This window comes from Rathayibacter sp. VKM Ac-2805 (genome assembly GCF_009834265.1).
Taxonomy (GTDB): Bacteria; Actinomycetota; Actinomycetes; order Actinomycetales; family Microbacteriaceae; genus Rathayibacter.
The window spans coordinates 2,655,253-2,680,563 of the sequence record NZ_CP047185.1 but is presented as its reverse complement, the minus strand read 5'-3'; the positions used below and the strand labels follow the sequence as shown (position 1 = coordinate 2,680,563).

Below are 25,311 nucleotides of genomic sequence, written 5' to 3'. Positions count from 1 at the left end.
CGACCGGCGCTCCCGGGGTCCGCCCCGACGATCCTCGGAGGACTCCTGTGCGACTGCGCTCCTCGGCCGCTGCGGCGCTCCTCGCCCTGGCACTCGCGGCCGGAGTGAGCGGCTGCGCCTCCGGCGAGGTGATCGACGTGCCGGAATCGGCGGGCCTCGCGAGCACGACCCCGGTGCCGTCGGCCGCACCGACCGTGTCCTCCGTGCCCTCCGTGCCGTCGAGCGAGGGCGTGGACTGCGCGACCGCTCTCCCCGCCTCCCTCGTCGAGCAGGAGGCCGGCCTGACGGCGGGCACCGTGTCGATCACCGCCGCGGGAGACACGTGCTCCTACGCCGTCGACGGCGGCGACCCGGTCGTCGTGCTGACGCTGCACCGCGGGCCCCTCGTCGAGACCTTCACCGGTGCGGGCGAGGCGCTCGGCGCCGTGCCGGTCTCGCTGGGCACGGCCGCCTACTGGGTGCAGGGCATCGCCTCCGCCCCCTCCGAGCTGGCCGTGCTCGCAGGCGGCTGGGAGGCGCGGATCGTCTCCTCGGTCGGCGAGCAGTCGACGCTGGTCGGCTGGGCGGTCTCGGCCCTGGCGACCGTCGACGTCCCGCTCGCGGTCGCCTGAGCCGCGACCACGGCGCGCTCTAGACTCGTCTGATGCTCCACCGCGTCCGCCTCGACCTGGCCTACGACGGCTCGCACTTCTCCGGCTGGGCCAAGCAGCCCGGCCTCCGCACCGTGCAGGGGGTGCTCGAGGAGTCGCTCGCCCTGGTGCTGCGCTCCGAGCAGCACCCGACCGTGACGGTCGCCGGGCGCACCGACGTCGGCGTGCACGCCAGCGCCCAGGTCGCCCACGTCGACCTCACCCCCGAGCAGTGGGGCCGCATCAGCAGCGGCAGGCGCCGACCGGGGGAGGAGCCGTTCCCGCCCGCGTCGATCCTGGAGCGGCGGCTCCGCGGGATCCTCGGGCAGTACACCGACGTCTCGGTGCACCGGGTGACGGAGGCGCCGGAGGGGTTCGACGCGCGGTTCTCGGCGCGCTGGCGTCGGTACGAGTACCGGCTGGCCGACGCCTCCTCGATGCGCCACCCGCTCGACCGCACGTACACCACCTGGATCACCGACTCCCTCGACCTCGACGCGATGACGGCCGCGGCCCGCTCGCTCCTGGGCCTGCACGACTACGCGTCGTTCTGCCGTGCCCGCGCAGGGGCCACCACCATCCGGAGCCTGCTCGACTTCACCTGGGAGCGCGACGCCGACGGAGTCCTGCACGCCCACCTGCGCGCGGACGCCTTCTGCCACAGCATGGTGCGGGCCCTCGTGGGGGCGTGCGTCGCGGTCGGCGCCGGGAAGCTCGAGGCGGGGGCGGTCCCGCTGCTGCGGGACGCCGCCCGACGGACCAACGCGTTCGCGGTGATGCCGGCCCGCGGCCTCATCCTCCGCGAGGTCGACTACCCCGAGGACGACGCGCTCGCCGAGCGGGCCCTGCTCACCCGCGCGAAGCGCACCGTGCGGACCGAGGGGCCGGACCCGGAGGACTCGGAGTGAGGCGAGGGCGCGCGCCCGCGCCCCGCGACCCGTGGCGGCTCGGGTCGCACCTCCCGCCGCCGGAGCCCCTGCCGCCACGATCCGTGCTTGGCCGCACGGGGGCTTTGCTGTAACGTCGACCCTTGGTGTTTTCGGCCGTGTGCCGAGCGCCCGAAGTTGAGCCCTCCACCGGATCGGTTCGTCCCCCTCGAGGGTCGAACGGCCACGGAGCGGGATCCACGAACACCTCACTCCGACCAGAAAGCAGCACTCACGTGACTCGCACTTTTTCTCCGAAGCCGGCTGACGTCCAGCACGACTGGATCGTCATCGACGCGTCCGACGTCGTGCTCGGCCGTCTCGCCACCCACGCCGCGGCGCTCCTGCGCGGCAAGCACAAGGCCACCTTCGCGCCGCACATGGACATGGGCGACTTCGTCATCATCGTCAACGCGGAGAAGGTCGCCCTCACCGGCCAGAAGCTCCTCCAGAAGAAGGCCTACCGCCACTCCGGCTACCCGGGCGGCCTCTCGGCCACCACGTACGCCGAGCTCCTCGAGAAGAACCCGGTCCGCGCCGTCGAGAAGGCCATCCGCGGCATGCTCCCCAAGAACTCCCTCGGCCGCGCCCAGCTGCGCAAGCTGAAGGTCTACACGGGATCCGAGCACCCCCACGCGGCCCAGCAGCCGCAGGCGTACGCCTTCACCCAGGTCGCCCAGTAGGCTCCGGCCCTCCCCGACACCCCAGACTTCGAAGACAAAGGATCACCTACACCGTGGCGAAGATCGCAGACCAGATCGACGTGGCTCCCGAGAGCTACTCCACCGAAAGCCCGGCCACCGAGGCGTCCACGACGCCCCGCGCCGTCCTCAACGTCTCCGGCGCAGCCGTGGGCCGACGCAAGCAGGCCATCGCCCGCGTGCGCCTCGTCCCCGGCAACGGCGGCATGACCGTCAACGCCCGCGAGTTCGCGGAGTACTTCCCCAACAAGCTGCACCAGCAGCTGATCACCGACCCCTTCAAGGTGCTCGACCTGATCGGCTCCTACGACGTGGTCGCCAAGATCACCGGCGGCGGCCCCTCCGGCCAGGCCGGCGCGCTGCGCCTCGCCATCGCCCGTGCCCTCAACGAGATCGACCGCGAGAACAACCGCGCGATCCTGAAGAAGGCGGGCTTCCTGACCCGCGACGCCCGCGTCATCGAGCGCAAGAAGGCCGGTCTCAAGAAGGCCCGCAAGGCGTCCCAGTTCTCGAAGCGCTAGTCGACGCGGCCTGACGGCCGCACGACCAGCAGCTCGAGAAGGGACTGCGCACCATGCCGCGCCTGTTCGGAACAGACGGCGTCCGTGGCCTCGCTAATCGCGAGGTCACGGCCGACCTGGCTCTCGGCCTCGCCCAGGCGGCCGCCCGTGTACTCGGAGCGGCCGCCCGGGCCGAGGGCCGTCGGCCCGTCGCCGTGCTCGCCCGCGACCCCCGCATCTCCGGTCAGTTCATCGGAGCCGCGGTCGCGGCGGGTCTCGCGAGCGCGGGAGTCGACGTGCTCGACGCGGGCGTCATCCCGACGCCCGCCACCGCCTACCTCATCGCCGACGAGAACGCCGACTTCGGCGTGATGATCTCGGCCTCGCACAACCCCGCCGCCGACAACGGCATCAAGTTCTTCGCCGCCGGCGGACGCAAGCTCCCGGACGAGCTCGAGAACCGCATCGAAGCGGCCCTCGGCGTCCCCCCGCTCACGCCGACCGGGGCCGACGTCGGCCGCATCACCCGCTTCTCCGACGCGGAGGACCGTTACGTCCTCCACCTGCTCGGATCCCTCGAGGGCACCCGTCTCGACGGCCTGCACGTGGTCATCGACTGCGCGCACGGCGCCGCCGCCGGCATCTCGCCCCAGGTGTTCACCGACGCCGGAGCGACCGTCACCGTCATCGGCAACGACCCCGACGGCCTCAACATCAACGACGGAGTGGGCTCCACCCACCTCGACAACGTCGCCGACGCCGTCCGCGCGGCCGGCGCCGACATCGGCATCGCCCACGACGGCGACGCCGACCGCTGCCTCGCGGTGGACGCCGAGGGCCGCATCGTCGACGGCGACCAGATCATGGCGATCCTCGCGACAGCCATGGCCCGCCGCGGCGCCCTCCGCGACGACGTCCTCGTGGCCACCGTCATGAGCAACCTCGGCCTCAAGCTCGCCATGCGCGACGCCGGCATCCGCGTCATCGAGACCGCGGTCGGCGACCGCTACGTCCTCGAGGCGATGAACGACGGCGGCTACTCGCTCGGCGGGGAGCAGTCCGGCCACGTCATCATGAGCCGCTACGCCACCACCGGCGACGGCGTGCTCACCGGCCTCCAGCTCGCGGCCGAGATGGCCCGGACCGGACGCACGATCGCCGACCTGGCCGCCGTCATGTCCGTCTTCCCGCAGACCCTCCTCAACGTGCGCGGCGTCGACCGCGAGGGCGTCCGCGACGACGAGGTCATCGCCTCCGCCGTCGCCGACGCCACCGCCGAGCTCGGCAGCGACGGGCGCGTGCTCCTGCGCCCCTCCGGCACGGAGCCGATGGTGCGCGTCATGGTCGAGGCGAAGACGCAGGAGACGGCCGACCGCCTCGCCGAATCGCTCGCCGCGGTCGTGCTCGAGCGGCTGCGTTCTTAAGGAGCCGCTCCCTGCGCGGCTCCTCGCGGTCGGCCTGGAGAGGTGGTCGCGATGGGTGGAGCGGGGTGCGTTCGCCGCGCGGGAATCGCTTGGCACGCGGCTGTGTTCGTTGAGGGGCCGCTCCCTGCGCGGCCCCTCGCGGTCGGCTTCGCGAGGTGGTTGCGATGGGTGGAGCGGGGCGCGTTCGCCGCGGGTGAATCGCTTGGCACGCGATTCCCACGACGGCTCGTGGGTTGGGCCGCTCCCTGCGCGGCCCCTCGCGGTCGGCTTCGCGAGGTGGTTGCGATGGGTGGAGCGGGGCGCGTTCGCCGCGCGGGAATCGCTGGGCACGCGGCGGTGTTCGTTGCGGGGCCGCTCCCTGCGCGGCCCCTCGCGGTCGGCTTCGCGAGGTGGTCGCGCTGGGTGGAGCGGGTCGCGTTCGCCGCGCGTGAATCGCTTGGCACGCGATTCACGCTGACGGCTCGTGGGTGGTGGCGAGCCTGCGCCGATCGTGCGGTGAAGGGGTTCGAGGTCGGTGGCTGCGCGGTGCGCGCGGCGGCGAACAGCGACCGAGGGCGCGGTCAGATCTTGCGGAGGAGGACCGAGGAGACGGTGTGGTCGGCCTGCTTGCGGAGGACCAGGCTCGCGCGGGAGCGGGTGGGGCGCACGTTCTGCAGCAGGTTCGGCTCGTTGATCGCGGCCCAGATGCTCCGCGCTCGCTCGCGGGCCTCGTCCGGGCTGAGCGCCGCGTAGCGGTGGAAGTAGGAGTTCGGATTGGCGAACGCGCCCTGCTGCAGGGTGAGGAAGCGCTCCTCGTACCAGCGCGCGATGTCGCTGGTCCGGGCGTCGACGTAGACGGTGAAGTCGAACAGGTCGCTCACCGCCAGGCCGTGACCGGGCACCGGCGGCTGCAGCACGTTCAGGCCCTCGACGATCAGCACGTCCGGCCGCCGCACGACGATCTCGGCGTCGGGGACGATGTCGTAGGAGAGGTGCGAGTAGAACGGCGCGCGCACCTCCGCGGCCCCGCCCTTCACCTCCGAGACGAAGCGCAGCAGCGCGCGCCGGTCGTACGACTCGGGGAAGCCCTTGCGGCTCATCAGACCGCGGCGCTCCAGCTCGCGGTTGGGCAGCAGGAAGCCGTCGGTGGTCACCAGCTCGACGCGGGGCGTGTCCTCCCAGCGGGCGAGCAGCTCCCGCAGCAGGCGCGCGATCGTCGACTTGCCCACCGCGACCGACCCCGCGACGCCGATCACGAACGGAGTCGGCTGCGCGCGCTCCCCGAGGAACGTGCTCGTCGCGCGGTGCAGGTGCCGCGCGCCACCGGCGTACAGGCTCAGCAGGCGCGAGAGCGGCAGGTAGACCTCCGCGACCTCGGTGAGGCTCAGCCGGTCGCCCAGCCCCCGCAGCTGCACGACCTCGGTCTCCGACAGCGGCAGCTCCGTGGTGCGGGCGAGCTCGGCCCAGTCGGAGCGGACGATCTCGACGAAGGGGGAGGGGTGCGCGTCGCGCGCGGGATCGCGAGGAGACGACGGCATGGGGACCGATCCTAGCGTCCGCCCCGCCGGGTGCCCGACGCCGCGGGAGGCGCCTCCGCGCCGCTTAGAATCGAGCGCATGTGTGGAATCGTTGGATACGTCGGTGAGCGCGACAGCCTGGCCGTGCTGCTCGGGGGCCTGAAGCGTCTGGAGTACCGCGGCTACGACTCGGCCGGCGTGGCCGTGATCGACGCCGACGGGCAGCTCGACAGCCGCAAGCGCTCGGGCAAGCTCAGCGTCCTGGTCGACGACCTCGAGGCGCACCCGCTGGCCGAGGGCACCACGGGCATCGGCCACACCCGCTGGGCGACGCACGGCGGCCCGACCGACCGCAACGCCCACCCCCACCTCGCGGACGAGGGCAGGCTCGCCGTCATCCACAACGGCATCATCGAGAACTTCCAGCCGCTCAAGGAGCAGCTGCTCGCCGAGGGCGCCGTCTTCGAGAGCGAGACCGACACCGAGGTCGCCGCGCACCTGATCGCCCGCGAGTACCGCCGCACCGGCGACCTCGTGCTCGCCTTCCAGGCCGTCGTCGCGCACCTCGAGGGCGCGTTCACTTTGCTCGCCCTGCACCAGGACCAGCCCGGCGTGGTCGTCGGCGCGCGCCGCAACTCGCCGCTCGTGATCGGCCTGGGCGACGGGGAGAACTTCCTCGGCTCCGACGTCGCGGCGTTCGTCGAGTTCACCCGCCGCGCGGTCGCCATCGGCCAGGACCAGATCGTCACGATCACCCCGGAGCTCGTCACGGTGACCGACTTCTTCGGCAACCCCGTCGAGACCGAGCCGTTCGAGATCGCCTGGGACGCGTCGGCGTCCGAGAAGGGCGGCTGGTCGAGCTTCATGGCGAAGGAGATCACCGAGGGCCCCGAGGCCGTCGCGAACACGCTCCGCGGCCGCATCCACGAGGGCGCGATCACGCTGCCCGAGCTCGACGCGCTCGGTCCGGTGCTGACGGAGATCGACCGCATCACGATCATCGCCTGCGGCACGGCCGCCTACTCGGGCATGGTCGCCAAGTACGCGATCGAGAAATGGGCGCGCGTCCCCGTCGAGGTCGAGCTCAGCCACGAGTTCCGCTACCGCGACCCGGTGCTCACCCCGCGCACCCTCGTCGTCTCGATCAGCCAGTCCGGCGAGACGATGGACACGCTGATGGCGGTCAAGTACGCCCGCGAGCACGGCGCCAAGACGCTCTCGGTCTGCAACACCCAGGGCGCGACGATCCCACGCGAGTCGGACGCCGTGCTCTACACGCACGCGGGCCCGGAGGTGGCGGTCGCCTCGACCAAGGCCTTCGTCGCCCAGATCGCGGCGCTCTACCTCTTCGGGCTGCACCTGGCCGCGGTGCGCGGTGCCGCCTCCACCGAGCTCGTCGCCTCGCAGGCGGCCCAGCTCGCCGCGATCCCGGAGAAGCTCTCCCGCGTGCTCGACGCCTCCGACGACATCGCTCAGCTGGCGGGCTGGATGGCCGACACCCGTGCGGTGCTGTTCCTCGGCCGCCACGTCGGCTACCCGGTGGCGCTCGAGGGCGCGCTGAAGCTCAAGGAGCTCGCCTACATCCACGCCGAGGGCTTCGCGGCGGGCGAGCTCAAGCACGGCCCGATCGCGCTGATCGAGCCGGGCCAAGTCGTGTTCGTGATCGTGCCGAGCCCGAGCGAGTCGTACGAGCTGCAGCGCAAGGTGATCTCGAACATCCAGGAGATCAAGGCCCGCGGCGCCCGCGTCATCGCGATCGCGGAGCAGGGCGACACGGCCGCGATCCAGATCGCCGACGAGGTCGTGCCGATCCCGCTCGCCGACCCGCTGTTCGAGCCGCTGCTCGCCGTCACCCCGCTGCAGATGTTCGCGATGGAGCTCGCCGCCGCCAAGGGCCTCGACGTCGACCAGCCGCGCAATCTCGCCAAGTCGGTCACGGTCGAGTGATCGAGCCGTGATCGTGGGGATCGGGGTGGACGTCGTGGACCTCGCGCGCTTCGAGCGCTCGCTGACGCGCACGCCCCGTCTCCGCGACCGGCTGTTCGCCGAGAGCGAACGCTCGCTCCCCGTCGCCTCGCTGGCGGGCCGCTTCGCCGCCAAGGAGGCGCTGATCAAGGCGCTCGGCGACTCCGTGGGCGCCCGCTGGCACGACATGGTCGTCGAGCGGGACGAGCACGGGAATCCGTCCTTCGCGCTGCACGGCCCGGCCCGGGCGGCCGCGGAGGCGCGCGGGATCACGCGCGTGCACCTCTCGATGACGCACGACGCGGGCGTGGCCTGCGCGTTCGTGGTGGCGGAGTCGTGAGCGTCCCCGCGTCGTACCGCGAGGCGGTGATCGACGTCGACGCGATGGTGGCGAACGCCGCGCGTCTGCGCGAGCTCACCGGTGCCCGACGGCTCATGGCCGTCGTCAAGGCCAACGGCTACGGGCACGGCGCCCTGGCCGCGGCGCAGGCGGCGCTCGACGGCGGCGCGGACGCCCTCGGCACCGCGGAGCTGCGGGAGGCCGTGGCCCTGCGCGAGGCAGGCGTCGTCGCTCCGATCCTCTGCTGGCTGCACGACCCCGGCGAGGACTTCGACGCGGCGCTCGAGCACTCGATCGACGTCGCCGTCTCCTCGGTCGACCAGCTCGACACGCTCGCGCAGTCGGCGGAGGACCGCGGCGTGCGCGCGGCCGTGCAGCTCAAGGTCGACACGGGCCTCAGCCGCAACGGCGCCGCGGAGGAGGAGTGGCCGCACCTGGCGGAGTCGCTCGCCCGTCACAGCGCTCGCGGCACCGTCCACCTCACCGGGCTGTTCTCGCACCTGTCCAACACCTCGCGCGAGGACGACCTCGCCCAGCTCGCGCTCCTCCGCCGCGCCGAGGCCGTGCTGGCCGCGCACGGGGTGCAGGCGCCGGTCCTGCACCTCGCGGCGACGGCGGCGGCGCTGCGCCTCCCGGAAGCACGCCTCGACATGGTGCGCAGCGGCATCGCCCTCTACGGACTCTCGCCGTTCGAGGACGAGACCTCGCTCCAGCTCGGGCTCGTCCCGGCGATGACGCTGCAGGGCCGCGTCGCCGGCGTCCGCCGGGTGCCCCACGGGACCGGCGTGAGCTACGACTACACCTGGCGGGCCGAGGGCGGGACGACCCTCGCGCTCGTGCCGTTCGGCTACGCGGACGGCATCCCGCGGAGCGCCTCCGGTGTCGCGGAGGTCTCGATCGGCGGCCGCCGCCATCGGATCGCCGGGCGGGTCGCGATGGACCAGTTCGTCGTCGACGTGGGGGATGCGAGCGTCGCGACGGGCGACCCGGTGACGCTCTGGGGCGACCCGACGACCGGCGTCCCCTCGGTCGACGAGTGGGCGCGGTGGTGCGGCACCATCAACTACGAGCTGGTCACCCGGCTCGGGCCGCGCGTCCAGCGGCGGCTGCTGAGCGCGGCGGACGGCCGTGCCTGAGCGCTCCTGGTTCGCGGACCGCGTCGTCGAGGTCGCCGATCCGGAGGCCATGGCGGAGCTCGGCCGCGAGCTCGGCCGAGTGCTGCGCGCCGGCGACCTGCTGGTGCTGACCGGGCCGCTCGGCGCGGGCAAGACGACCTTCACGCGCGGGCTCGGCGAGGGCCTCGACGTGCGGGGTCCCGTGACGAGCCCCACCTTCGTGATCGCGCGGACGCACCCGCCGCTGCACGACGGGCCGCCGCTCGTGCACGTCGACGCCTACCGCGTGGGCTCGCCGGTCGAGCTCGACGACCTCGACCTCGATCCGGCGCGCTCGGTGGTCGTCGTGGAGTGGGGCGCCGGGATGCTGGACGGCGTCGCGGAGTCCTGGCTCGACGTGGTCATCGAGCGGCCGACCGCCGGCTCCGACGCCGAGGAGGGCGAGGAGCCGATCGAGCCGCGGACCGTCCGCTTCCGCGGCACCGGCTGGAGCTGAGCCCGCGGGTACCCTGGACGCGTGCTCCTCGCGATCGACACCTCCTCCGGAACCTCCGTCGCCGTCGTCGACTCCGCGGGCGCCGTGCGCTCGGAGCGCACCGAGACCGACACCATGCGCCACGCGGAGGTGGTCGGCCGGCTGATCCAGGAGGCGCTCGAGGCGGCCGACGTGGCTCCCGGGGGCATCGAGGCGGTCGCCGTGGGCATGGGCCCCGGCCCCTTCACCGGCCTCCGGGTCGGGATCGCCGCCGCCCGGGCCTTCGCGCTCGGCCGCGGCGTCCCCACCCTCCCCGTCGTCTCGCACGACGCGATCGCGCTCGCCGCGCTGCGGCACGGGCGCGCCGCGGGCTTCCTCGTCGTCACCGACGCCCGCCGCCGAGAGCTGTACTGGAGCGCCTACGACGGGCTCGACGATCAGGGGCTCCCCGTCCGCCTCGCCGGCCCGGGCCTGGACAAGCCGCCGGCCCTCCCGCATCCGGAGCTCCCGCGCCTGGAGGCCGAATCGGTCTCCGCCGGCGAGCTCGGAGTCGTGGCCGCCCGCCTGCGCGCGGCCGGCCGGCCCGGTGTCGCGGACGAGCCCCTCTACCTCCGCTCGCCCGACGTCACGCTGTCGGCCGGCCCCAAGCGGGTGACAGCATGAGCGAGGCCGTGCTCCGCGACGCGCAGGCGGACGACCTCGACGCGGTCATGGCGATAGAGGAGTCCGAGTTCGCCGGCGACGCCTGGTCGCGCGGGATGATGGCGGAGGAGATCCGGAGCCGTCACACCCGGTACCTGGTCGCCGAGCAGGACGGCGAGGTGGTCGGCTACGCCGGGCTCCTCTGCCCCGTCGGCGCCCACGAGGGCGACGTGCAGACGATCGCGGTCGTCGCCCGGGTCCGCCGCACCGGCCTCGGCCGCCGACTGCTGCGCGCGCTCCTCGAGGCGGCCGGCGAACGCGGCGCCCGCGAGGTCTTCCTCGAGGTCCGCGCCGACAACCCCGCCGCGCAGACCCTCTACCGCTCGGAGGGCTTCGAGGAGATCGGCGTCCGCCCCGCCTACTACCAGCCCGACGGAGTGGACGCGATCGTGATGCGCCGGCCGCGGACCCCGACCCAGGAGACCCCGTGAGCACCGGACCCCTCGTCCTCGGCATCGAGACCAGCTGCGACGAGACGGGGATCGGCATCGTCCGCGGCACGACGCTTCTCTCGAACACCATCGCCTCCTCGATGGAGGAGCACGCCCGCTACGGCGGCGTCGTGCCCGAGGTGGCCGCCCGGGCGCACCTGGAGGCGCTCGAGCCCGCCCTGCACGCGGCGCTCTCCGAGGCCGGTGTCGCGCTCGGCGACCTGGACGCGATCGCGGTCACCAGCGGACCGGGGCTCTCGGGCGCCCTCATGGTCGGCGTCGGAGCGGCGAAGGCGCTCGCCGTCTCGCTCGGCCTGCCGCTCTACGCCGTGAACCACCTCGTCGGCCACGTGGGAGCCGACGTCCTCCGTGCAGACGGCAGCGAGGGCAGCCCCGTCGAGGTGCCGACGATCGCGCTGCTGGTCTCGGGCGGGCACACCTCGCTCCTGCACGTGCGCGATCTGGTGTCGGACGTCGAGCTGCTCGGCGAGACCATCGACGACGCCGCCGGCGAGGCCTTCGACAAGGTGGCGCGAGTCCTGGGCCTGCCCTATCCGGGCGGACCGCAGATCGACCGGGTGGCGGCGGACGGGGACCCGAAGGCGATCCGCTTCCCCCGCGGGCTCAGCCTGCCGAAGGACCTCGAGCGCCACCGCTACGACTTCTCGTTCTCGGGGCTGAAGACCGCGGTCGCCCGCTGGGTCGAGAAGCGCCAGGACGCGGGGGAGGAGGTGCCCGTGGCCGACGTCGCGGCGGGCTTCCGCGAGGCGGTCGCCGACGTCCTGCTCACGAAGGCGCTCGCCGCCTGCCGCGACCGGGGCGTGCCGCGCCTCCTGCTCGGCGGCGGCGTGGTCGCGAACGCCCGGGTGCGCGCGCTGGCGGAGGAGCGGTGCGCGGCCGCGGGAGTGACCCTGCGGATCCCGGCGCTCTCGCTCTGCACCGACAACGGCGCGATGATCGCCGCACTGGCGGCGCAGCTGATCGAGGCGGGGCATCCGCCGTCGGGGCTCGGCTTCGGGGCCGACTCGACCCTCCCGGTCACCGAGATCCAGGTCCGCTGAGGCCTCTACCGGGCGGCGGCCGGGCCGCGCAAGCGCCGTCCAGCTTTTTGACAGGCGGATCGTGCCACTGCCACTCTTGGCCGCATCCGCTCGTTCCTGACCCTGGGGGATTCCATGACCACTCCGTACACGCCCGCGTCCGACCGCTACAACATCCTGGCGATCATCGGCTTCATCGCCTCGTTCTTCGTCTCCATCGTGGGCATCGTGCTGGGCTTCATCGCCCTGTCGCAGATCAAGCGCACGGGGGAGAAGGGCCGCGGCCTCGCCCTCGCCGCCGTCATCATCGGCTTCGTCGCGATCATCATCACCATCATCTCGTTCGTCGCGCTCTTCTCGATCGCGGCGACCATGCCCTCGACCGGGTACTGATCGACACGCCTCCGAGGCTCGGGGGCGCCCGCACCACCAGGAGGACACCGTGACCGACGACACCGCGCCCGGACCGCAGACCGGACCGGCGCCCGCGCCGTTCGCCCCTCCGCTCGGCGAGCCGTCGGCGGCCTACCCGCCGCCGACGGCCGCCGCCGATCCCTACCCCGGTCTCCCGCCCCGCCGCCCGCCGATGAATCCGCTCGCGGTCGCGGCTCTGGTGTGCGGACTGCTGGGGCTGGCGCCCGCCGCCATCGTCCTCGGCCACATCGGCTTCGCCCAGGCCCGACGCTCCGGACAGCGCGGCCGCGGTCTCGCGGTCGCCGGCTTCGTGCTGGGCTACCTCGCGATCGTCCTCGCGGTGATCGCCTACCTCGCCTGGACGGCCTTCGTCGGCGACCTGCGCGACGGCGGGTACCTGCCCGCGTGAGCGGACGGAACCCCTCCGCCGCCGCCCGGGTGCTGGCTAGACTCGCGCCATGAGCGACGACAGCACCCGTCCCGGCCCCGGCTCCGACGAGCAGCACGGCTCCGTCCCGGTCCCGCCGGCCCCGCCCGTCCCCCCTGCCCCGCCCGCTCCGCCCTCGGCCGCGTCGCAGCCGTCGGTGCCGCTCGCCGACTCCGCGCCGCCGGCCTACGGGTCGCCGCCGCCCCCGCCCGCGTACCCCTCGGCGCCCGCCTACTCCTCCGCGCCCGGCCACCCCGCCGCCTACGCGGCCGCACCGGCGCCCGTCGTCCCCCGCACGCTGAGCCTCGTCGGGATGATCCTCGGCATCGTCGGCCTGGTCATCACGCTCTTCGCCGCCGGCTTCGGCTTCCTGCTGTCGGCTCCGGCCGTCGTGCTCGGCTTCCTCGGACGCCGGCGCGAGCCGGCCGCGCGCGGCTTCGCGCTGACCGCGATCATCACCGGGTTCGCCGGCATCGCCGTCTCGCTGATCTACCTGGCGGTCTTCCTCGTCTTCGTCGTGGTGGCCCTCGCCGCCGGCACCTCCGGCTACTGAGCCGGCGCGGGCCGCTCGACGCGCTCCGCGAGCAGCGCGCGGTGGCGCCCGGCGATCCGCGTCAGGATCAGCACCGCGCTGCCGGTGCCGGAGAGGCCCAGCCGCTTGCGGAAGCGGGCGGGGTCGACGTCCACCCCGCGCTTCTTGATCTCGAGCACGCCGATGCCGCGGGTGCGCAGCTCCTTCGCCAGCGTGCGCTCGTCCAGCGGCAGCTCGGCGAGGACCCGGAAGCTGCGGAGGAAGGGCGAGGCGGTTGCATCGTCGCCCGTCAGGTAGGCGATGCCGGGCGAGAGCATCCGCGAGCCGCTGGAGCGCGCGAGCTCGCCCAGGAGGCGCGCACGGATCGCGGAGCCGTCCGGCTCGTGCACGAACGCGCCGAGGGGGCCGACCTCCTCGTCCTCGCTGTCGCCCGCCGCGGTGAGCTCGGAGGAGCCGGTCGCGCCGAGCAGCAGAGCGGAGCGGCGCACGCCCGGGCGCGCCAGAGAACCGAACCAGAGCCCGGTCTCGACCAGCTCCCCGTCGACCGAGACCCACTGCGCCTCGGCGTCCCGCGGCAGGCGCTCGCGGTCGAAGCCGGGACCCACCTTCACGCCCACGGGACGATGCTCGGCCAGGCCGAACGCGAAGTCGAGCGAGGGGGAGTAGTCGTCCGGATCGTCGAGCCGGCGGGTCTCGCGGTGGCCCGCCGTGCGGCGTGCCGGGTCCAGGTAGACGGCGTCGAAGCCGTCGAGGTCGAAGGCCTCGGCCGTCGAGTGCACGGCGCTCGCCGCGGGGAACGGGGCGAGGTTGAAGCTGGCCAGGGTCGCGGTGACCTCGTCGGCCTCGACGGCGGTGACCGCCAGGTCGATCGCGGCCATCGCGAGGGCGTCGCCGCCGATCCCGCTGCCGAGGTCGGCGACGCGCGCCGCTCCCGCCGCGGCGAACCGGCCGGCGTGCAGGGCGGCGACGCGCAGCCGCGTCGCCTGCTCGAGTCCCGCGTCCGTGAAGAGCATCGAGCGGGCGAACTCGCCGAACTTCGCCTCCGCCTTCTGCCGGAGCCTCGCCTGGGTGAGCACCGCGGCGACGAGGACGGGGGAGTGGCCGGCGGCCCGGAGGCGTGCCACGGCCCGCACCAGGTCGTCGGACCGGTAGCCGTCGAGGGAGTCGAGGAGCCGGAGGCCCTCGGGGGAGAGGAGCTCGACCAGCTCGTCGCGTCGCATCCGGCCATGGTAGGCCACGGCCTCCCGGCGGGTCCGCCGCCCCGCTTGGCACTCTGATTGCACGAGTGCCAGCGGAGCCCCTACGATGGATCTAGCACTCTCGGAGCGTGTGTGCCAGAACCGCGTTCCGCCCACATCGTCGTCAAGAAAGAGGTCAACCGTGTCGGTGTCCATCAAGCCGCTCGAAGATCGCATCGTCATCAAGCAGGTCGAGGCGGAGCAGGTGACCGCTTCCGGTCTCGTCATCCCCGATACCGCCAAGGAGAAGCCGCAGGAGGGCGAGGTCGTCGCCGTCGGACCCGGTCGCATCGACGACAACGGCAACCGCGTGCCGCTCGACGTCGCCGTCGGCGACAAGGTGATCTACTCCAAGTACGGCGGAACCGAGGTCAAGTTCGGTGGCGAGGACCTGCTGGTCCTCTCCGCTCGCGACGTCCTCGCGGTCGTCGTCCGCTAGGCAGCATCCCTCGGAAGGGCCCGTCGACCTCGGTCGGCGGGCCCTTCCGTCGTTCCCGGTCCTCCTCGCGACCAGTGGCCTGATCCGACCGCTACGGGGCCGTCTCCTCACCCCGCGCCTGCGTAGCATCGGGGGAGTGACCAGCTCCCGCACCCCTGCCGAGTCCGTCTCGCCGTCCCCGTCGGACGTGCCCGTCGGCGAAGGAGTGGAGGCGCTCGGAGCGGCGGGACGCCCGGGCGGGATGTCCGGCACGGGGCTGCTGTTCGCGTTCTCGGCCTACCTGCTCTGGGGTGCGATGCCCCTCTACTTCATCGCGATGGCGCCGGCCTCGCCGTTCGAGATCGTCGCGTTCCGAGTGCTCTTCTCGCTCGTCTTCTGCGTGATCCTGCTCACGGTCCTCCGTGGCTGGCGCTCCTTCGGCGCGCTGCTGCGCCGCCCCCGCCTGCTCGGAGTGATGGCGATCGCGGGCGTGCTCATCTACGTCAACTGGCAGGTCTACGTGATCGCCACGACCACGGGCCACGTCATCGAGGCGGCCCTGGGCTACTTCATGAACCCGCTGGTCACGGTGCTGCTGGGCGTCCTGGTGCTGCGCGAGCGCCTCCGGCCACTGCAGTGGGCCGCGATGGGCGTCAGCGCGGTCGCGGTGCTGGTCATCGCGGTGGGCTACGGATCCTTCCCGTGGATCTCGCTCGCCCTCGCCTTCTCGTTCGGCCTCTACGGCCTGGTGAAGAGCCGCGTCGGCGGCACGGTGGACGCGGTCGGCGGGCTGACGCTCGAGACGCTCTGGCTGACGCCGCTCGCCGTCGTGCAGCTGGCGGTCGTCGGCTCCACGGTGGGGCTGACCCTGACGACGGAGGGGACGGGGCACGCCCTCATCCTCGCCTCGGCCGGGATCGTCACGGCCGTCCCGCTGCTCCTGTTCGCGGGCGCCGCCCGGCGCCTCCCGCTGTCGATCGTCGGCTTCGTGCAGTACCTGACGCCGTTCCTGCAGTTCCTCGTCGGGGCCTTCGTGCTGCACGAGGAGATGCCGCTCGAGCGCTGGATCGGCTTCGCGCTGGTGTGGGCCGCCCTGGCGATCTTCTCAGGCGACCTCGTCGCCGCGGAGCGCAGACGGCGCCGATCGTCCGTCTGATCTGCGGAACGCGTCGTCCTGACGCGGCGCGACAGCGGAATGGTAACGATCCGGTCGCGAAACGTATTGGTAACACCCCTGTATTGTTCACGGCTGCTTCGGAGGTTAGGTTGGCCGAGCGGTTGCCACCGGCGCCGCTCCCACTGACACACACCTCTCAAGGAGCAACATGGGCGTTTACGCGAAGGCCGGCTCGGCCCGCGCGCGGTCCCTCCGGGCAACCCTCGGCGGCGTCGCCATTCTGGGCGCCAGCGCTCTCGTCCTCGCCGGCTGCGCCGGCGGCGGCGACAGCGGATCGGGCGGCGACAGCGGCTCGGGCGACCTGTCCCTGAAGATCGGCACGATCCTTCCCCAGACCGGCACTCTCGCCGTCCTCGGCCCGCCCGAGATCGCGGGCGTCGACCAGGCGGTCGTCGACATCAACGACGCCAAGGCCGGCATCACGATCGACGTGGAGCAGAAGGACTCGGGCGACACCACGACCGACATCGCGACGCAGTCGGCCACGTCCCTCATCGCCGACAACGTCTCCGCCATCATCGGCGCGGCGTCCTCGGGCGTCTCGAAGACCTTCATCGACCAGGTGACCCAGGCGGGCGTCGTCCAGATCTCGCCGGCCAACACCTCGCCGGACTTCACGACCTACGACGACGACGGCTACTACTGGCGCACCGCTCCCTCGGACGTGCTCCAGGGCCGCATCCTCGGCAACAAGATCCTCGGCGACGGCAAGACCAACGTCTCGATCCTGTACATGAACGACGCGTACGGCACCGGCCTCGAGAAGAACATCAAGGAGACCCTCGAGGCGGGCGGAGCATCCGTCGCGGCCGAGGAGATCTTCGAGCCGGCCTCGACCGACTTCAACTCGGCGCTGACCTCGGTCCTCGCCCCGAACCCCGACGCGCTGGTCGTCATCTCGTTCGACGAGATCAAGACCATCGCGGAGCAGCTCTCGGCCAAGGGCTTCGACTTCTCGAAGCTCTACGGCACGGACGGCAACTACGGCGTCATCGGCGAGTCCGACACCAACGTCGACATCGCCGGCGCGCAGTTCACCAACCCGGGCGTCCAGGCGTCCGAGGACTTCCAGGGCAAGCTGCAGTCGCTCGTCGAGTCGCAGGGCAACGACGCGCTGACCGTGTTCAGCTACGCGCCGGAGTCGTACGACGCCACGGTCCTGACCGCTCTCGCCGCGCTCCAGGGCGGGGCGACGGACGGTGCGACCATCCGCGACAACCTCATGTCGGTCTCGGAGGGCGGCACCAAGTGCACGACCTTCGCCGACTGCGCGAAGCTCATCGCCGACGGCGAGGACGTCGACTACGACGGCCTCTCCGGCCCGATCTCGTTCGACGAGAACGGCGACACCAGCGAGGCCTCGGTCTCGATCTACAAGTACGGCACGGGCAACACCACCTCCTTCGAGGAGACCGTCGAGGGTTCGCTGAACTGACGACGCGGTGACGCGGCTCCTGCCGCATCCCTGAGGGGCTCGGTCTTCGGACCGGGCCCCTTCGCCGTTCCCGGAGGGCAGAGGCGGAGACGCGCCGGTCGCGCGGACGCAGCGAGGCGCGGCGGTCGTCCGCTGTCGGGTGCGGGCGGACGGCTGCGCGGCGTCCAGGGCCTGGCGTCGCGTCGAGGAGCCACCCGGGAGGAGGAGCGGCTCAGACGGCCTGTGAACGCCTCCGAGCGCCTCTCCCGGCCTCGAGGGGCGCCCTGCCGTACCGCGGGCGGGAGCGACGACGTCGAGCGGGAACGCAGAAGCGCGCGCCCTCCCGAGGGAGGACGCGCGCTCGTGGAGTGCGGAGGACCTAGGAGGCGCGGAGCAGCTCCGCCTCCTGCGCCAGGCGGTACGTGACGAAGGAACGGCTGTAGTTGCGGCGCTTGCCGCCGGTGGTCTCGGCGATGACGACCTGGGCGTAGACGCCGACGACGCGCCAGCGCTCGTAGTCGCCGATCGCACCGGTGCCGAAGCCGGCTCCGAGTTCCACAGGGGCGGGGGTGTAGCTCTTCATGGTCGGCTCCTTCGAGGCGGACGACGCGGCGCTCGAGGCGCTGCGGGGAGGGGAGGAGATCGGCGACCGATCGCGGTCCCTACCGGGGGAGAGGGGAGCGGGACGTTCCCCTGCAGGGCTGTCCCGTGTCCCCAAAACTACGGCAGGCAGGGCGATATCCTGTCCCCCTCGTGGGGGTCGCTGGTGCGGAGAGACTCTCGCTGTCCTGCCCTCGTCCCGCGGACAGGAGACTGAGTTTCCAGACCGTCGTTCCGCCGACTTCCCGGGGGTTCGGCGGGCATCGCGGAGAGACCGTGAAGGCGTGTCCGCGCCGGGAGAGCAGCTCCCTCGCCTCCCTTCTCCGGTACCCCGTGCCGGCGCGTCTCCGGGGCGTGAGCCGCCTGCCTTCCCGCCCTGCTCCGAGTGGTCTCCGAGCGGCACGGCGCCCTGGGCGAGCCGCCCCGCCTCCGCCCCGCCTCCGCCCCGGAGCCGCATCGGCCCCGCTCGCGCCCGCTCCGCTCCCCGGCGACGACGAAGGGCCCGCCGTCCGGAGACGACGGGCCCTTCGCAGCGGGGGTCAGCCGCCGACGGTCGGGGTGCTCGTGGTGACCTCGTTGGTCGTCGCGAGCGTGCCCAGGTAGAGCTCGATGACCTTCGGATCGTTCATCAGCTCCCGGCCCGCGCCCTCGTAGGCGTCGCGGCCCTGGTCGAGTACGTAGCCGCGGTCGCAGATCTGCAGCGCCCGCCGCGCGTTCTGCTCGACGATCATGATCGAGACGCCCGCGCGGTTGATCCGCTGCACGTTGACGAAGGTCTCGTCCTGCCGCATCGGGGACAGGCCGGCGCTGGGCTCGTCGAGCAGCAGCATCGACGGGTCCATCATCAGAGCCCGCGACATCGCCACCATCTGGCGCTCACCGCCCGAGAGCGACCCCGAGCGCTGCTTGAGCCGCTTGCTGAGCTCCGGGAAGAGCTCGGTGACGAACTCGAGCCGCTCCTTGTACAGCTTCGGCTTCTGGTACATGCCCATCTCGAGGTTCTCCTCGATGGTGAGCGACGGGAAGACGTTGTTGTTCTGCGGCACGAAGCCCACGCCCTTGGACACCAGCTTGTCGGCCTTGAGCCCGGTGATGTCCTCGCCGTTCAGCAGGACGGTGCCCTGGCGGATGTTGACCAGGCCGAACATCGCCTTCAGCAGCGTCGACTTGCCGGCGCCGTTCGGGCCGATGATCCCGACGAGCTCGCCGCGCTTCACGTAGACGTTCGAGCCGTTGAGGATGTTGACCCCCGGCACGTAGCCCGCGTGCAGATCGTGCGTCTCGAGGGTGTTCGGAGTCGTCGTGTCGGCGGTCATCTCTCGTCCTTCTCGAATTCGACGGCCGGGGCGTCGGTCGTCGGGGCGACGCTCGTCGGCGCGGAGGCCGACGGGGACGCCGTTCCGGCCGCCGGAGCGTCGTGGCCGGGCGTCGGGATGCCGGCCTGCTCCGCCTGCCGCTCCACGTCCTCGCGGACGAGGTCGGAGTCCATCTCCTCGGCGATCTCGAGCTGGCCCTCGATCGTGCCCAGGTCGGTGTCGTGGTGCGCGCCGAGGTACGCGTCGATGACGGCCGGGTCGTTCATCACGGTCGAGGGCGGGCCCTCGGCGACGACCTTGCCCTCGGCCATCACGATCACCCAGTCGGCGATCGTGTTGACCATGTGCATGTCGTGCTCGACGAAGAGCACGGTCATGCCCTCGTCCTTCAGGTTCACGATGTGACCCAGGAGCGACTGCGTCAGCGCCGGGTTCACGCCGGCCATCGGCTCGTCGAGCATGACGAGCTCGGGCTCCGACATCAGCGCCCGCGCCATCTCGAGCAGCTTCTTCTGGCCGCCCGACAGGCTCGACGCGTAGTCGTCCCGCTTCGTGTCCAGCTTGAACTTCTCGAGCAGGCGGATCGCGCGCTGCTCGATCGAGTCCTCCTCCTTCGACCACAGCGGGCGGATGAGCGAGGTGAAGATGTTCTCGCCCTTCTGCCCCTTCGCGCCGAGCAGCATGTTCTCGAGCACCGTCATGCCGCCGAGCGCCTTGGTGAGCTGGAACGTGCGCACCATGCCCATCCGCGACACCCGGTAGGCCGGGACGTTGGCGAGGTTCTTGCCCTTGAAGTTCCACTTGCCGGTGTTGGGCTTGTCGAAGCCCGTCAGCAGGTTGAAGAACGTGGTCTTTCCGGCCCCGTTCGGGCCGATCAGGGCGGTGATGGATCCGCGGGGGATCTCGAGGTGCTCGACGTCGACCGCGGTCAGGCCGCCGAAGCGGCGGCTGACGTTGTCGGCGACGACGATGGGGTCCTTCTTCCTGACCCCGGGGACGATTGCTTCCTCGGTGATGTCCGAGACCGGCGTCTTAGGCAAAGTGCAGATCCTTCTTCTTGCCGAAGATCCCCTGGGGTCTGAAGATCACCAGGAGCATGAGGGCTACCCCCACCACGATGAACCGGATGGGCCCGGTCTGCACGGTGGTGAGGCGGATGAGGTCGTTGTTGAGGACCCCGGTGTCGATCCCGAGCGTGAGCAGTCCGTCGGTCAGACCGAGGACGACCCAGAAGATGATCGAGCCGACGACGGGTCCGAAGACCGTCGCGGCGCCGCCCAGCAGCATGATCGTGTAGAGGAAGAACGTGAGCTGGGTGCCGTAGTTGTCGGGCTGGAGCGAGCGGGGGAGGATGAACAGCGCTCCTGCGAGGCCTCCGAGCACGCCGCCCAGGATGAGCGCCTGGATCTTGTACGAGAAGACGTTCTTGCCGAGCGAGCGCACGGCGTCCTCGTCCTCGCGGATGCCCTTGATGACGCGGCCCCAGGGGCTGCGCATCAGGAGGAACACCAGGAGGCAGGCCAGGAGCACGAGGCCCCAGCCGACGATCCGCACCCACCACTGGTCCTGGCTGTAGGTGAGGACGCCGATGCCCCAGCGGCCCTCGGGGAGCGGGTTGAGGTCGTTGAACGCCTTCGCCGCGCCGTTGATGCCCTCCGAGCCGCCGGTGATCGCCGAGAACTCGGGGGTCTTGACCGAGAGCCGGATGATCTCCGCCGCCGCGATCGTGACGATCGAGAGGTAGTCGGCCCGCAGCCGCAGCGTCGGGATGCCCAGGATGAGCGCGAAGACGGTCGCCGCGACGATCGTCGCGAGGAAGGAGCCCCAGACGGGCCATTCGAACTTGACCGAGGTGATGGCGAAGGCGTAGCCGCCCACCGCCATGAAGCCGGCCTGTCCGAAGTTGAGCAGCCCCGTGAATCCGAAGTGGATGACCAGGCCGATGGTCGCCAGCGCGTACGCGGCGACAGTGGGATCGACGATCTGCCCGATCGCCAGCCAGATGAAGTTGAGGTTCATGGTGTCCTAGCCGATCCGTTCCTTGCGGCCCAGGATTCCCTGCGGCCTGACCAGGAGGATGATGATCATGAGAACGAGCGGAGCCACGTACTTGAGGTTCTCCGGGATCCAGATCGTCGAGATGTTCATCATCAGTCCGATGATGAGCGAGCCGACCAGCGCGCCGTAGGCGGAGCCGAGTCCGCCGAGCGTGATCGCCGCGAAGATCAGCAGCAGGATCGACGCTCCCGTGTCCCAGCGCAGCGACTGGTAGTAGCCGATGTAGACGCCCGCCAGCGCGGCGAGAGCGCCCGACATCACCCAGACGACGCGGATGACGCGCTCGACGTTGATGCCCGAGGCGGAGGCGAGGGCCCGGTTGTCCGAGACCGCCCGCATCGCCTTGCCGATCTTCGTCTTCGTGAGGACGTAGGCCACGGCGACGATGCAGACGACGCCGACGACGGCGCCGACGATGTCGGTGAACTTCAGGCTGATCCCGAGCTCCGGCACCGTGAAGAACGGAGCGGTGCTGTTGGGGAGCGAGAGGCGGTCGGCTCCGAAGAAGAAGACGAACACGTAGCGCAGGGCCAGCGAGAGGCCGATCGTCACGATCATCAGCGGGATGAGCTGGATGCCCTTCTTCCGCAGCGGCTTCCAGAGCAGTCCGTCCTGGACGAAGCCGAAGGCCCCGCCGAGGATCACCGCGATCGGGATGGCCAGCAGCGCCGGGAGTCCGAAGACCCCGGAGAAGAGGTACGCCATCAGCGCGCCGAAGGTGACCAGCTCGCCGTGGGCGAAGTTGTTCAGGCCGGTCACGCCGTAGATCAGCGAGGCGCCGATCGCCGCGAGGGCGATCAGGAGCCCGAAGATCAGGCCGGTGACGACCTTCGGCCAGAAGATGATCCAGAACGTGTCGGCCGACACCGGCTGGTTCACCGCGTTGGACGTCCCGTCGGGGTTCGTCGCGTCGTTGCCGGTCGTGCCCTCGGTCGCGGGGCTCGTCGGAGCCGCGGAGTCCGTCGGGACCGGGACGGTCGCTCCGGAGCCCTTCGGGTTGGCCGTCGAGACGATGAAGTTGACGATCTGGTTCTGCGAGGCGACGATCTTCACCTGCTTCGGGTTCTGACCCGCGGCGGGGTAGCCCTTGTCGGCGGGCAGGGACTCCTCGTCGACGGTCACCGTGTAGGTGCCCGCGGCGTCGAGGGGGAACGTGGCCCGGCCGTCCTCGCCGGTGGTCACGGTCGCGGAGGCGTCGCCGCCGATCTCGACGGTCACCCCCGTCAGGTTCTCGTTCGTCCCCTGCACGCGGACCCAGGCGATGATCGACTGGTCGGCGGTGGTGGCGGCGAGTGCGGCGGGGGCTGCTGCGGCGATCCCGGTGAGGGTCGCGGCGAGCAGACCCAGGGCCAGGAGCCGGTCTCGGAGCCTCGGGCGTCTCCTATCCACGGGGCGCCTCCCGGTCCGTCGGATGCAGGGTCGTCGAGCGCTGGCGGCGCATCGAACGGCTGGCTGTGAGCAAGACGTCTACCTCTCGTCAGGGTGCACAGACGGATGGGGTCTCCGGGCACGCCCGAATCGCCGTCGTCAAACAACGTTGGTTGACCATACGTTCCGCATGTGTCGGCGGTGTTTCACCGTCCGCACTTACGCGTGACGACATTATGAGGGAGAGGAGAGCGCTCCAGCGCCCATCCGCGGCCCGGCGGCCGCGCCGTCGAGGAATACCGCGGGCCCTGCGGCGCTTAAGATCGAACAACCGTGGCGCTCGTGAGCGGACTCCTCCCGTCCTCTCCGGGCTCCCGCACTCGACCTGCTAAGGGGCATTGATGGACCAGCCGGATCCCTTCGGATTCCTCGGACTCACCTACGACGACGTCATGCTCCTCCCGGGGCACACCGACGTCATCCCGAGCGAGGCCGACACGGCCTCCCGTCTCACCAAGCGCATCAGCGTGGCGACCCCGCTGCTCTCCGCGGCGATGGACACCGTCACCGAGGCGCGCATGGCGATCGCGATGGCCCGCCAGGGCGGCTTCGGCGTCCTGCACCGCAACCTCTCCATCGCCGACCAGGCCGACCAGGTCGACCGGGTGAAGCGGAGCGAGTCGGGCATGGTCTCGAACCCCGTCACCGCCACCCCGGACGCCACCGTCGCCCAGGTGGACGACCTCTGCGGCCAGTACCGGATCAGCGGCCTCCCCGTCGTCGACTCCACCGGCGTGCTCGTGGGCATCATCACCAACCGCGACATGCGCTTCGTCTCGCCGTTCGAGAAGGCGACCACGCTCGTCCGCGACGTCATGACCAGCACCGGCCTGATCACGGGCCGCGTCGGCATCCCCGACAGCGAGGTCATCGCCCTCTTCGCGCAGCACAAGATCGAGAAGCTGCCGCTCGTCGACGCGCAGGGCAAGCTCGCCGGCCTCATCACGGTCAAGGACTTCGACAAGTCGGAGCAGTACCCCAACGCCACGAAGGACGACGAGGGCCGCCTCCGGGTCGGCGCCGCGATCGGCTTCTTCGGCGACGCCTGGCAGCGCGCCACCGCCCTGCTCGACGCGGGCGTCGACGTGATCGTCGTCGACACCGCCAACGGCGACTCCGCCGGCGTGCTCGACATCATCCGCCGCCTGAAGTCCGACTCCGCGTTCGCCGGCGTCGACGTCATCGGCGGCAACGTCGCGACCCGCTCCGGGGCGCAGGCCCTCGTCGACGCGGGCGCCGACGCCATCAAGGTCGGCGTCGGCCCCGGCTCGATCTGCACCACCCGCGTCGTCGCCGGCGTCGGAGTCCCGCAGGTCACCGCGGTCTACGAGGCGTCCCTCGCCGCGCGCGAGTCCGGCGTGCCGGTGATCGCCGACGGCGGCCTCCAGTACTCCGGCGACATCGCCAAGGCGCTCGTCGCCGGCGCCGACACCGTGATGCTCGGCTCGCTCCTCGCGGGCTGCGAGGAGAGCCCCGGCGACCTCGTGTTCCAGAACGGCAAGCAGTTCAAGACCTACCGCGGCATGGGCTCCCTCGGCGCCCTGCAGACCCGCGGCGAGCGGACCTCCTACTCGAAGGACCGCTACTTCCAGTCCGACGTGCCCACCGACGACAAGCTGATCGCCGAGGGCATCGAGGGCCAGGTGCCCTACCGCGGCCCGCTCGCCAACGTGGCGTACCAGCTCGCCGGCGGGCTCCGCCAGTCGATGTTCTACGTCGGAGCGCGCACCATCCCCGAGCTGAAGGAGCGCGGGAAGTTCGTGCGCATCACGGCGGCCGGGCTGAAGGAGTCGCACCCGCACGATGTGCAGATGGTGGTGGAGGCGCCGAACTACCGGCGCTGAGGGGTCTGGTGGGGGCCGGCGGCGGATCGGGATCGCGGCCCCTCTGCCCGATGGCCCTGCGGCCCATACGCCCACCACGCCGGAGGGGCCGCGATCCCGATCCGCCGCCTCCCTCCGGGAGACGAGCACCGATTCTCGGCTGAGGGGCGGGGGACGCAGCGCGAGCGGCGCCGGGCGCCGCCGCGACTGCGCCGGGAGGGCGTCCGCCTCCCGTGACGCAGGGAAGGGGTGCCGCCACCCGCTCTGCGCCACGTGACCACCCGCTCTAGCCGACCCCGGGCGAGCGACCGGGCTTTCCAGAGCAAGGTGGTAGCGCGAACCGGCGATCCGCGTGCCAGCGGATCGTCGTAGCGCGGACGTGACCCGCTCTACGGAACGCAACCGCCCGTACGGGCGGACACGGCGGTTGCTGAGCGCTGCGGAGCAAGGTGGGAGCGGTGACCGGCGATCCGCGTTCCAGCGGATCGTCGTGGTGCGGACGCTGGACGCTCTGCGGAACGCGACCACTCGCACAAGCCGACCGCGGGTGAGCGACGAGCGGAGCGAGGAGCGAGCCACAGCTGACACCGCTCAGCGGTAACCGGCGATCCGCGTGCGAGCGGATCGGCGTAGCGCGGACGTAGGACGCTCTGCGGAACGCGACCGCCCGCTCGGGCCGACCGCGGGCGAGCGACGAGCGGAGCGAGGAGCGAGCCACAGTA

General features: G+C 71.8%; 26 protein-coding genes. 19 read left to right on the top strand and 7 right to left on the bottom strand.

From position 1 onward, the window contains the following. Nucleotides 1-47 precede the first annotated feature (47 nt). The 5 genes from GSU40_RS12480 (at nucleotide 48) to glmM (ending at nucleotide 4,180) form a co-directional block, all read left to right on the top strand. On the top strand, nucleotides 48-611 hold the full coding sequence (locus GSU40_RS12480; protein WP_104251132.1) for a hypothetical protein: 564 nt from the start codon (nucleotides 48-50) through the stop codon (nucleotides 609-611). A 32-nt stretch (nucleotides 612-643) separates the two neighbouring features. Continuing rightward, nucleotides 644-1,537 carry a tRNA pseudouridine synthase A gene (locus GSU40_RS12475; RefSeq protein ID WP_104238770.1) on the top strand — a complete coding sequence of 298 codons (894 nt, stop codon included), beginning with the start codon at nucleotides 644-646 and terminating at the stop codon, nucleotides 1,535-1,537. Between the two features lie 254 nt (nucleotides 1,538-1,791). After that, nucleotides 1,792-2,238, top strand: coding sequence for a 50S ribosomal protein L13 (gene rplM, locus GSU40_RS12470; protein ID WP_104225003.1), 447 nt, complete (start codon nucleotides 1,792-1,794; stop codon nucleotides 2,236-2,238). 53 nt (nucleotides 2,239-2,291) lie between these two features. After that, nucleotides 2,292-2,777, top strand: a complete 486-nt coding sequence (rpsI, locus tag GSU40_RS12465) for a 30S ribosomal protein S9 (protein WP_104225004.1) — start codon at nucleotides 2,292-2,294, stop codon at nucleotides 2,775-2,777. Nucleotides 2,778-2,830: 53 nt separating this feature from the next. Continuing rightward, a complete protein-coding gene (gene glmM / locus GSU40_RS12460; RefSeq protein WP_104251130.1) occupies nucleotides 2,831-4,180 on the top strand; it encodes a phosphoglucosamine mutase in 1,350 nt (449 codons plus the stop codon). Nucleotides 4,181-4,740: 560 nt separating this feature from the next. On the opposite strand, the gene coaA is transcribed toward glmM, so the two are convergent. Beyond that, a complete protein-coding gene (gene coaA / locus GSU40_RS12455) occupies nucleotides 4,741-5,697 on the bottom strand; it encodes a type I pantothenate kinase (RefSeq protein WP_104234153.1) in 957 nt (318 codons plus the stop codon). 78 nt (nucleotides 5,698-5,775) lie between these two features. On the opposite strand from coaA, the gene glmS reads away from it, so the two are divergent. The 10 genes from glmS to GSU40_RS12405 all read left to right on the top strand — a co-directional run bounded on the left by glmS (nucleotide 5,776) and on the right by GSU40_RS12405 (nucleotide 13,138). Continuing rightward, nucleotides 5,776-7,623 (top strand): glutamine--fructose-6-phosphate transaminase (isomerizing), encoded by a 1,848-nt coding sequence (gene glmS / locus GSU40_RS12450; RefSeq protein ID WP_104227413.1) that lies wholly within the window; start codon nucleotides 5,776-5,778, stop codon nucleotides 7,621-7,623. Between the two features lie 7 nt (nucleotides 7,624-7,630). After that, on the top strand, nucleotides 7,631-7,981 hold the full coding sequence (locus tag GSU40_RS12445) for a holo-ACP synthase (protein WP_104225009.1): 351 nt from the start codon (nucleotides 7,631-7,633) through the stop codon (nucleotides 7,979-7,981). Further along, on the top strand, nucleotides 7,978-9,117 hold the full coding sequence (gene alr / locus GSU40_RS12440) for an alanine racemase (protein ID WP_104248198.1): 1,140 nt from the start codon (nucleotides 7,978-7,980) through the stop codon (nucleotides 9,115-9,117). The genes GSU40_RS12445 and alr overlap by 4 nt, the downstream gene beginning before the upstream one ends. Next, nucleotides 9,110-9,592 carry a tRNA (adenosine(37)-N6)-threonylcarbamoyltransferase complex ATPase subunit type 1 TsaE gene (gene tsaE / locus GSU40_RS12435; RefSeq protein ID WP_258060630.1) on the top strand — a complete coding sequence of 161 codons (483 nt, stop codon included), beginning with the start codon at nucleotides 9,110-9,112 and terminating at the stop codon, nucleotides 9,590-9,592. Before alr ends, tsaE begins: the two co-directional genes overlap by 8 nt. 21 nt (nucleotides 9,593-9,613) lie before the next feature. Continuing rightward, nucleotides 9,614-10,234 (top strand): tRNA (adenosine(37)-N6)-threonylcarbamoyltransferase complex dimerization subunit type 1 TsaB, encoded by a 621-nt coding sequence (gene tsaB, locus GSU40_RS12430; RefSeq protein WP_160035171.1) that lies wholly within the window; start codon nucleotides 9,614-9,616, stop codon nucleotides 10,232-10,234. Beyond that, entirely contained in the window at nucleotides 10,231-10,704 is a 474-nt protein-coding gene (gene rimI / locus GSU40_RS12425) for a ribosomal protein S18-alanine N-acetyltransferase (RefSeq protein ID WP_160035169.1), read from the top strand. The genes tsaB and rimI overlap by 4 nt, the downstream gene beginning before the upstream one ends. Continuing rightward, nucleotides 10,701-11,765: a tRNA (adenosine(37)-N6)-threonylcarbamoyltransferase complex transferase subunit TsaD gene (gene tsaD / locus GSU40_RS12420; RefSeq protein WP_160035167.1), complete on the top strand. Its 1,065-nt coding sequence runs from the start codon at nucleotides 10,701-10,703 to the stop codon at nucleotides 11,763-11,765. The genes rimI and tsaD overlap by 4 nt, the downstream gene beginning before the upstream one ends. 114 nt (nucleotides 11,766-11,879) lie before the next feature. Then, a complete protein-coding gene (locus GSU40_RS12415) occupies nucleotides 11,880-12,137 on the top strand; it encodes a DUF4190 domain-containing protein (protein WP_104225014.1) in 258 nt (85 codons plus the stop codon). 49 nt (nucleotides 12,138-12,186) lie between these two features. After that, entirely contained in the window at nucleotides 12,187-12,567 is a 381-nt protein-coding gene (locus GSU40_RS12410; RefSeq protein ID WP_104234159.1) for a DUF4190 domain-containing protein, read from the top strand. 49 nt (nucleotides 12,568-12,616) lie between these two features. Next, nucleotides 12,617-13,138, top strand: a complete 522-nt coding sequence (locus GSU40_RS12405; RefSeq protein ID WP_104308780.1) for a DUF4190 domain-containing protein — start codon at nucleotides 12,617-12,619, stop codon at nucleotides 13,136-13,138. Here GSU40_RS12405 and GSU40_RS12400 read toward each other — a convergent pair. After that, nucleotides 13,132-14,337 carry an SAM-dependent methyltransferase gene (locus GSU40_RS12400; RefSeq protein WP_160035165.1) on the bottom strand — a complete coding sequence of 402 codons (1,206 nt, stop codon included), beginning with the start codon at nucleotides 14,335-14,337 and terminating at the stop codon, nucleotides 13,132-13,134. The genes GSU40_RS12405 and GSU40_RS12400 overlap by 7 nt on opposite strands. Before the next feature lie 160 nt (nucleotides 14,338-14,497). On the opposite strand from GSU40_RS12400, the gene groES reads away from it, so the two are divergent. From groES to GSU40_RS12385, 3 genes are all read left to right on the top strand, one after another. Then, nucleotides 14,498-14,794 (top strand): co-chaperone GroES, encoded by a 297-nt coding sequence (gene groES, locus GSU40_RS12395; RefSeq protein ID WP_097167691.1) that lies wholly within the window; start codon nucleotides 14,498-14,500, stop codon nucleotides 14,792-14,794. Nucleotides 14,795-15,035: 241 nt separating this feature from the next. Then, nucleotides 15,036-15,929: an EamA family transporter RarD gene (gene rarD / locus GSU40_RS12390; protein ID WP_104224726.1), complete on the top strand. Its 894-nt coding sequence runs from the start codon at nucleotides 15,036-15,038 to the stop codon at nucleotides 15,927-15,929. Between the two features lie 169 nt (nucleotides 15,930-16,098). Further along, a complete protein-coding gene (locus GSU40_RS12385) occupies nucleotides 16,099-17,385 on the top strand; it encodes an ABC transporter substrate-binding protein (RefSeq protein ID WP_160035163.1) in 1,287 nt (428 codons plus the stop codon). 358 nt (nucleotides 17,386-17,743) lie between these two features. Here the strand turns inward: GSU40_RS12385 and GSU40_RS12380 are convergent, their stop codons facing one another. The 5 genes from GSU40_RS12380 to GSU40_RS12360 form a co-directional block, all read right to left on the bottom strand. After that, nucleotides 17,744-17,947 (bottom strand): hypothetical protein, encoded by a 204-nt coding sequence (locus tag GSU40_RS12380; RefSeq protein WP_104234164.1) that lies wholly within the window; start codon nucleotides 17,945-17,947, stop codon nucleotides 17,744-17,746. Between the two features lie 556 nt (nucleotides 17,948-18,503). Continuing rightward, entirely contained in the window at nucleotides 18,504-19,280 is a 777-nt protein-coding gene (locus GSU40_RS12375) for an ABC transporter ATP-binding protein (protein WP_104224729.1), read from the bottom strand. After that, entirely contained in the window at nucleotides 19,277-20,320 is a 1,044-nt protein-coding gene (locus GSU40_RS12370; RefSeq protein WP_104251056.1) for an ABC transporter ATP-binding protein, read from the bottom strand. Before GSU40_RS12370 ends, GSU40_RS12375 begins: the two co-directional genes overlap by 4 nt. Then, a complete protein-coding gene (locus GSU40_RS12365; protein ID WP_104224731.1) occupies nucleotides 20,313-21,299 on the bottom strand; it encodes a branched-chain amino acid ABC transporter permease in 987 nt (328 codons plus the stop codon). The genes GSU40_RS12370 and GSU40_RS12365 overlap by 8 nt, the downstream gene beginning before the upstream one ends. Nucleotides 21,300-21,305: 6 nt before the next feature. Further along, entirely contained in the window at nucleotides 21,306-22,727 is a 1,422-nt protein-coding gene (locus GSU40_RS12360) for a branched-chain amino acid ABC transporter permease (RefSeq protein WP_104224732.1), read from the bottom strand. A gap of 380 nt (nucleotides 22,728-23,107) precedes the next feature. On the opposite strand from GSU40_RS12360, the gene guaB reads away from it, so the two are divergent. Continuing rightward, nucleotides 23,108-24,610 carry an IMP dehydrogenase gene (guaB, locus tag GSU40_RS12355; RefSeq protein ID WP_160035161.1) on the top strand — a complete coding sequence of 501 codons (1,503 nt, stop codon included), beginning with the start codon at nucleotides 23,108-23,110 and terminating at the stop codon, nucleotides 24,608-24,610. The last annotated feature ends 701 nt before the right edge of the window (nucleotides 24,611-25,311 follow it).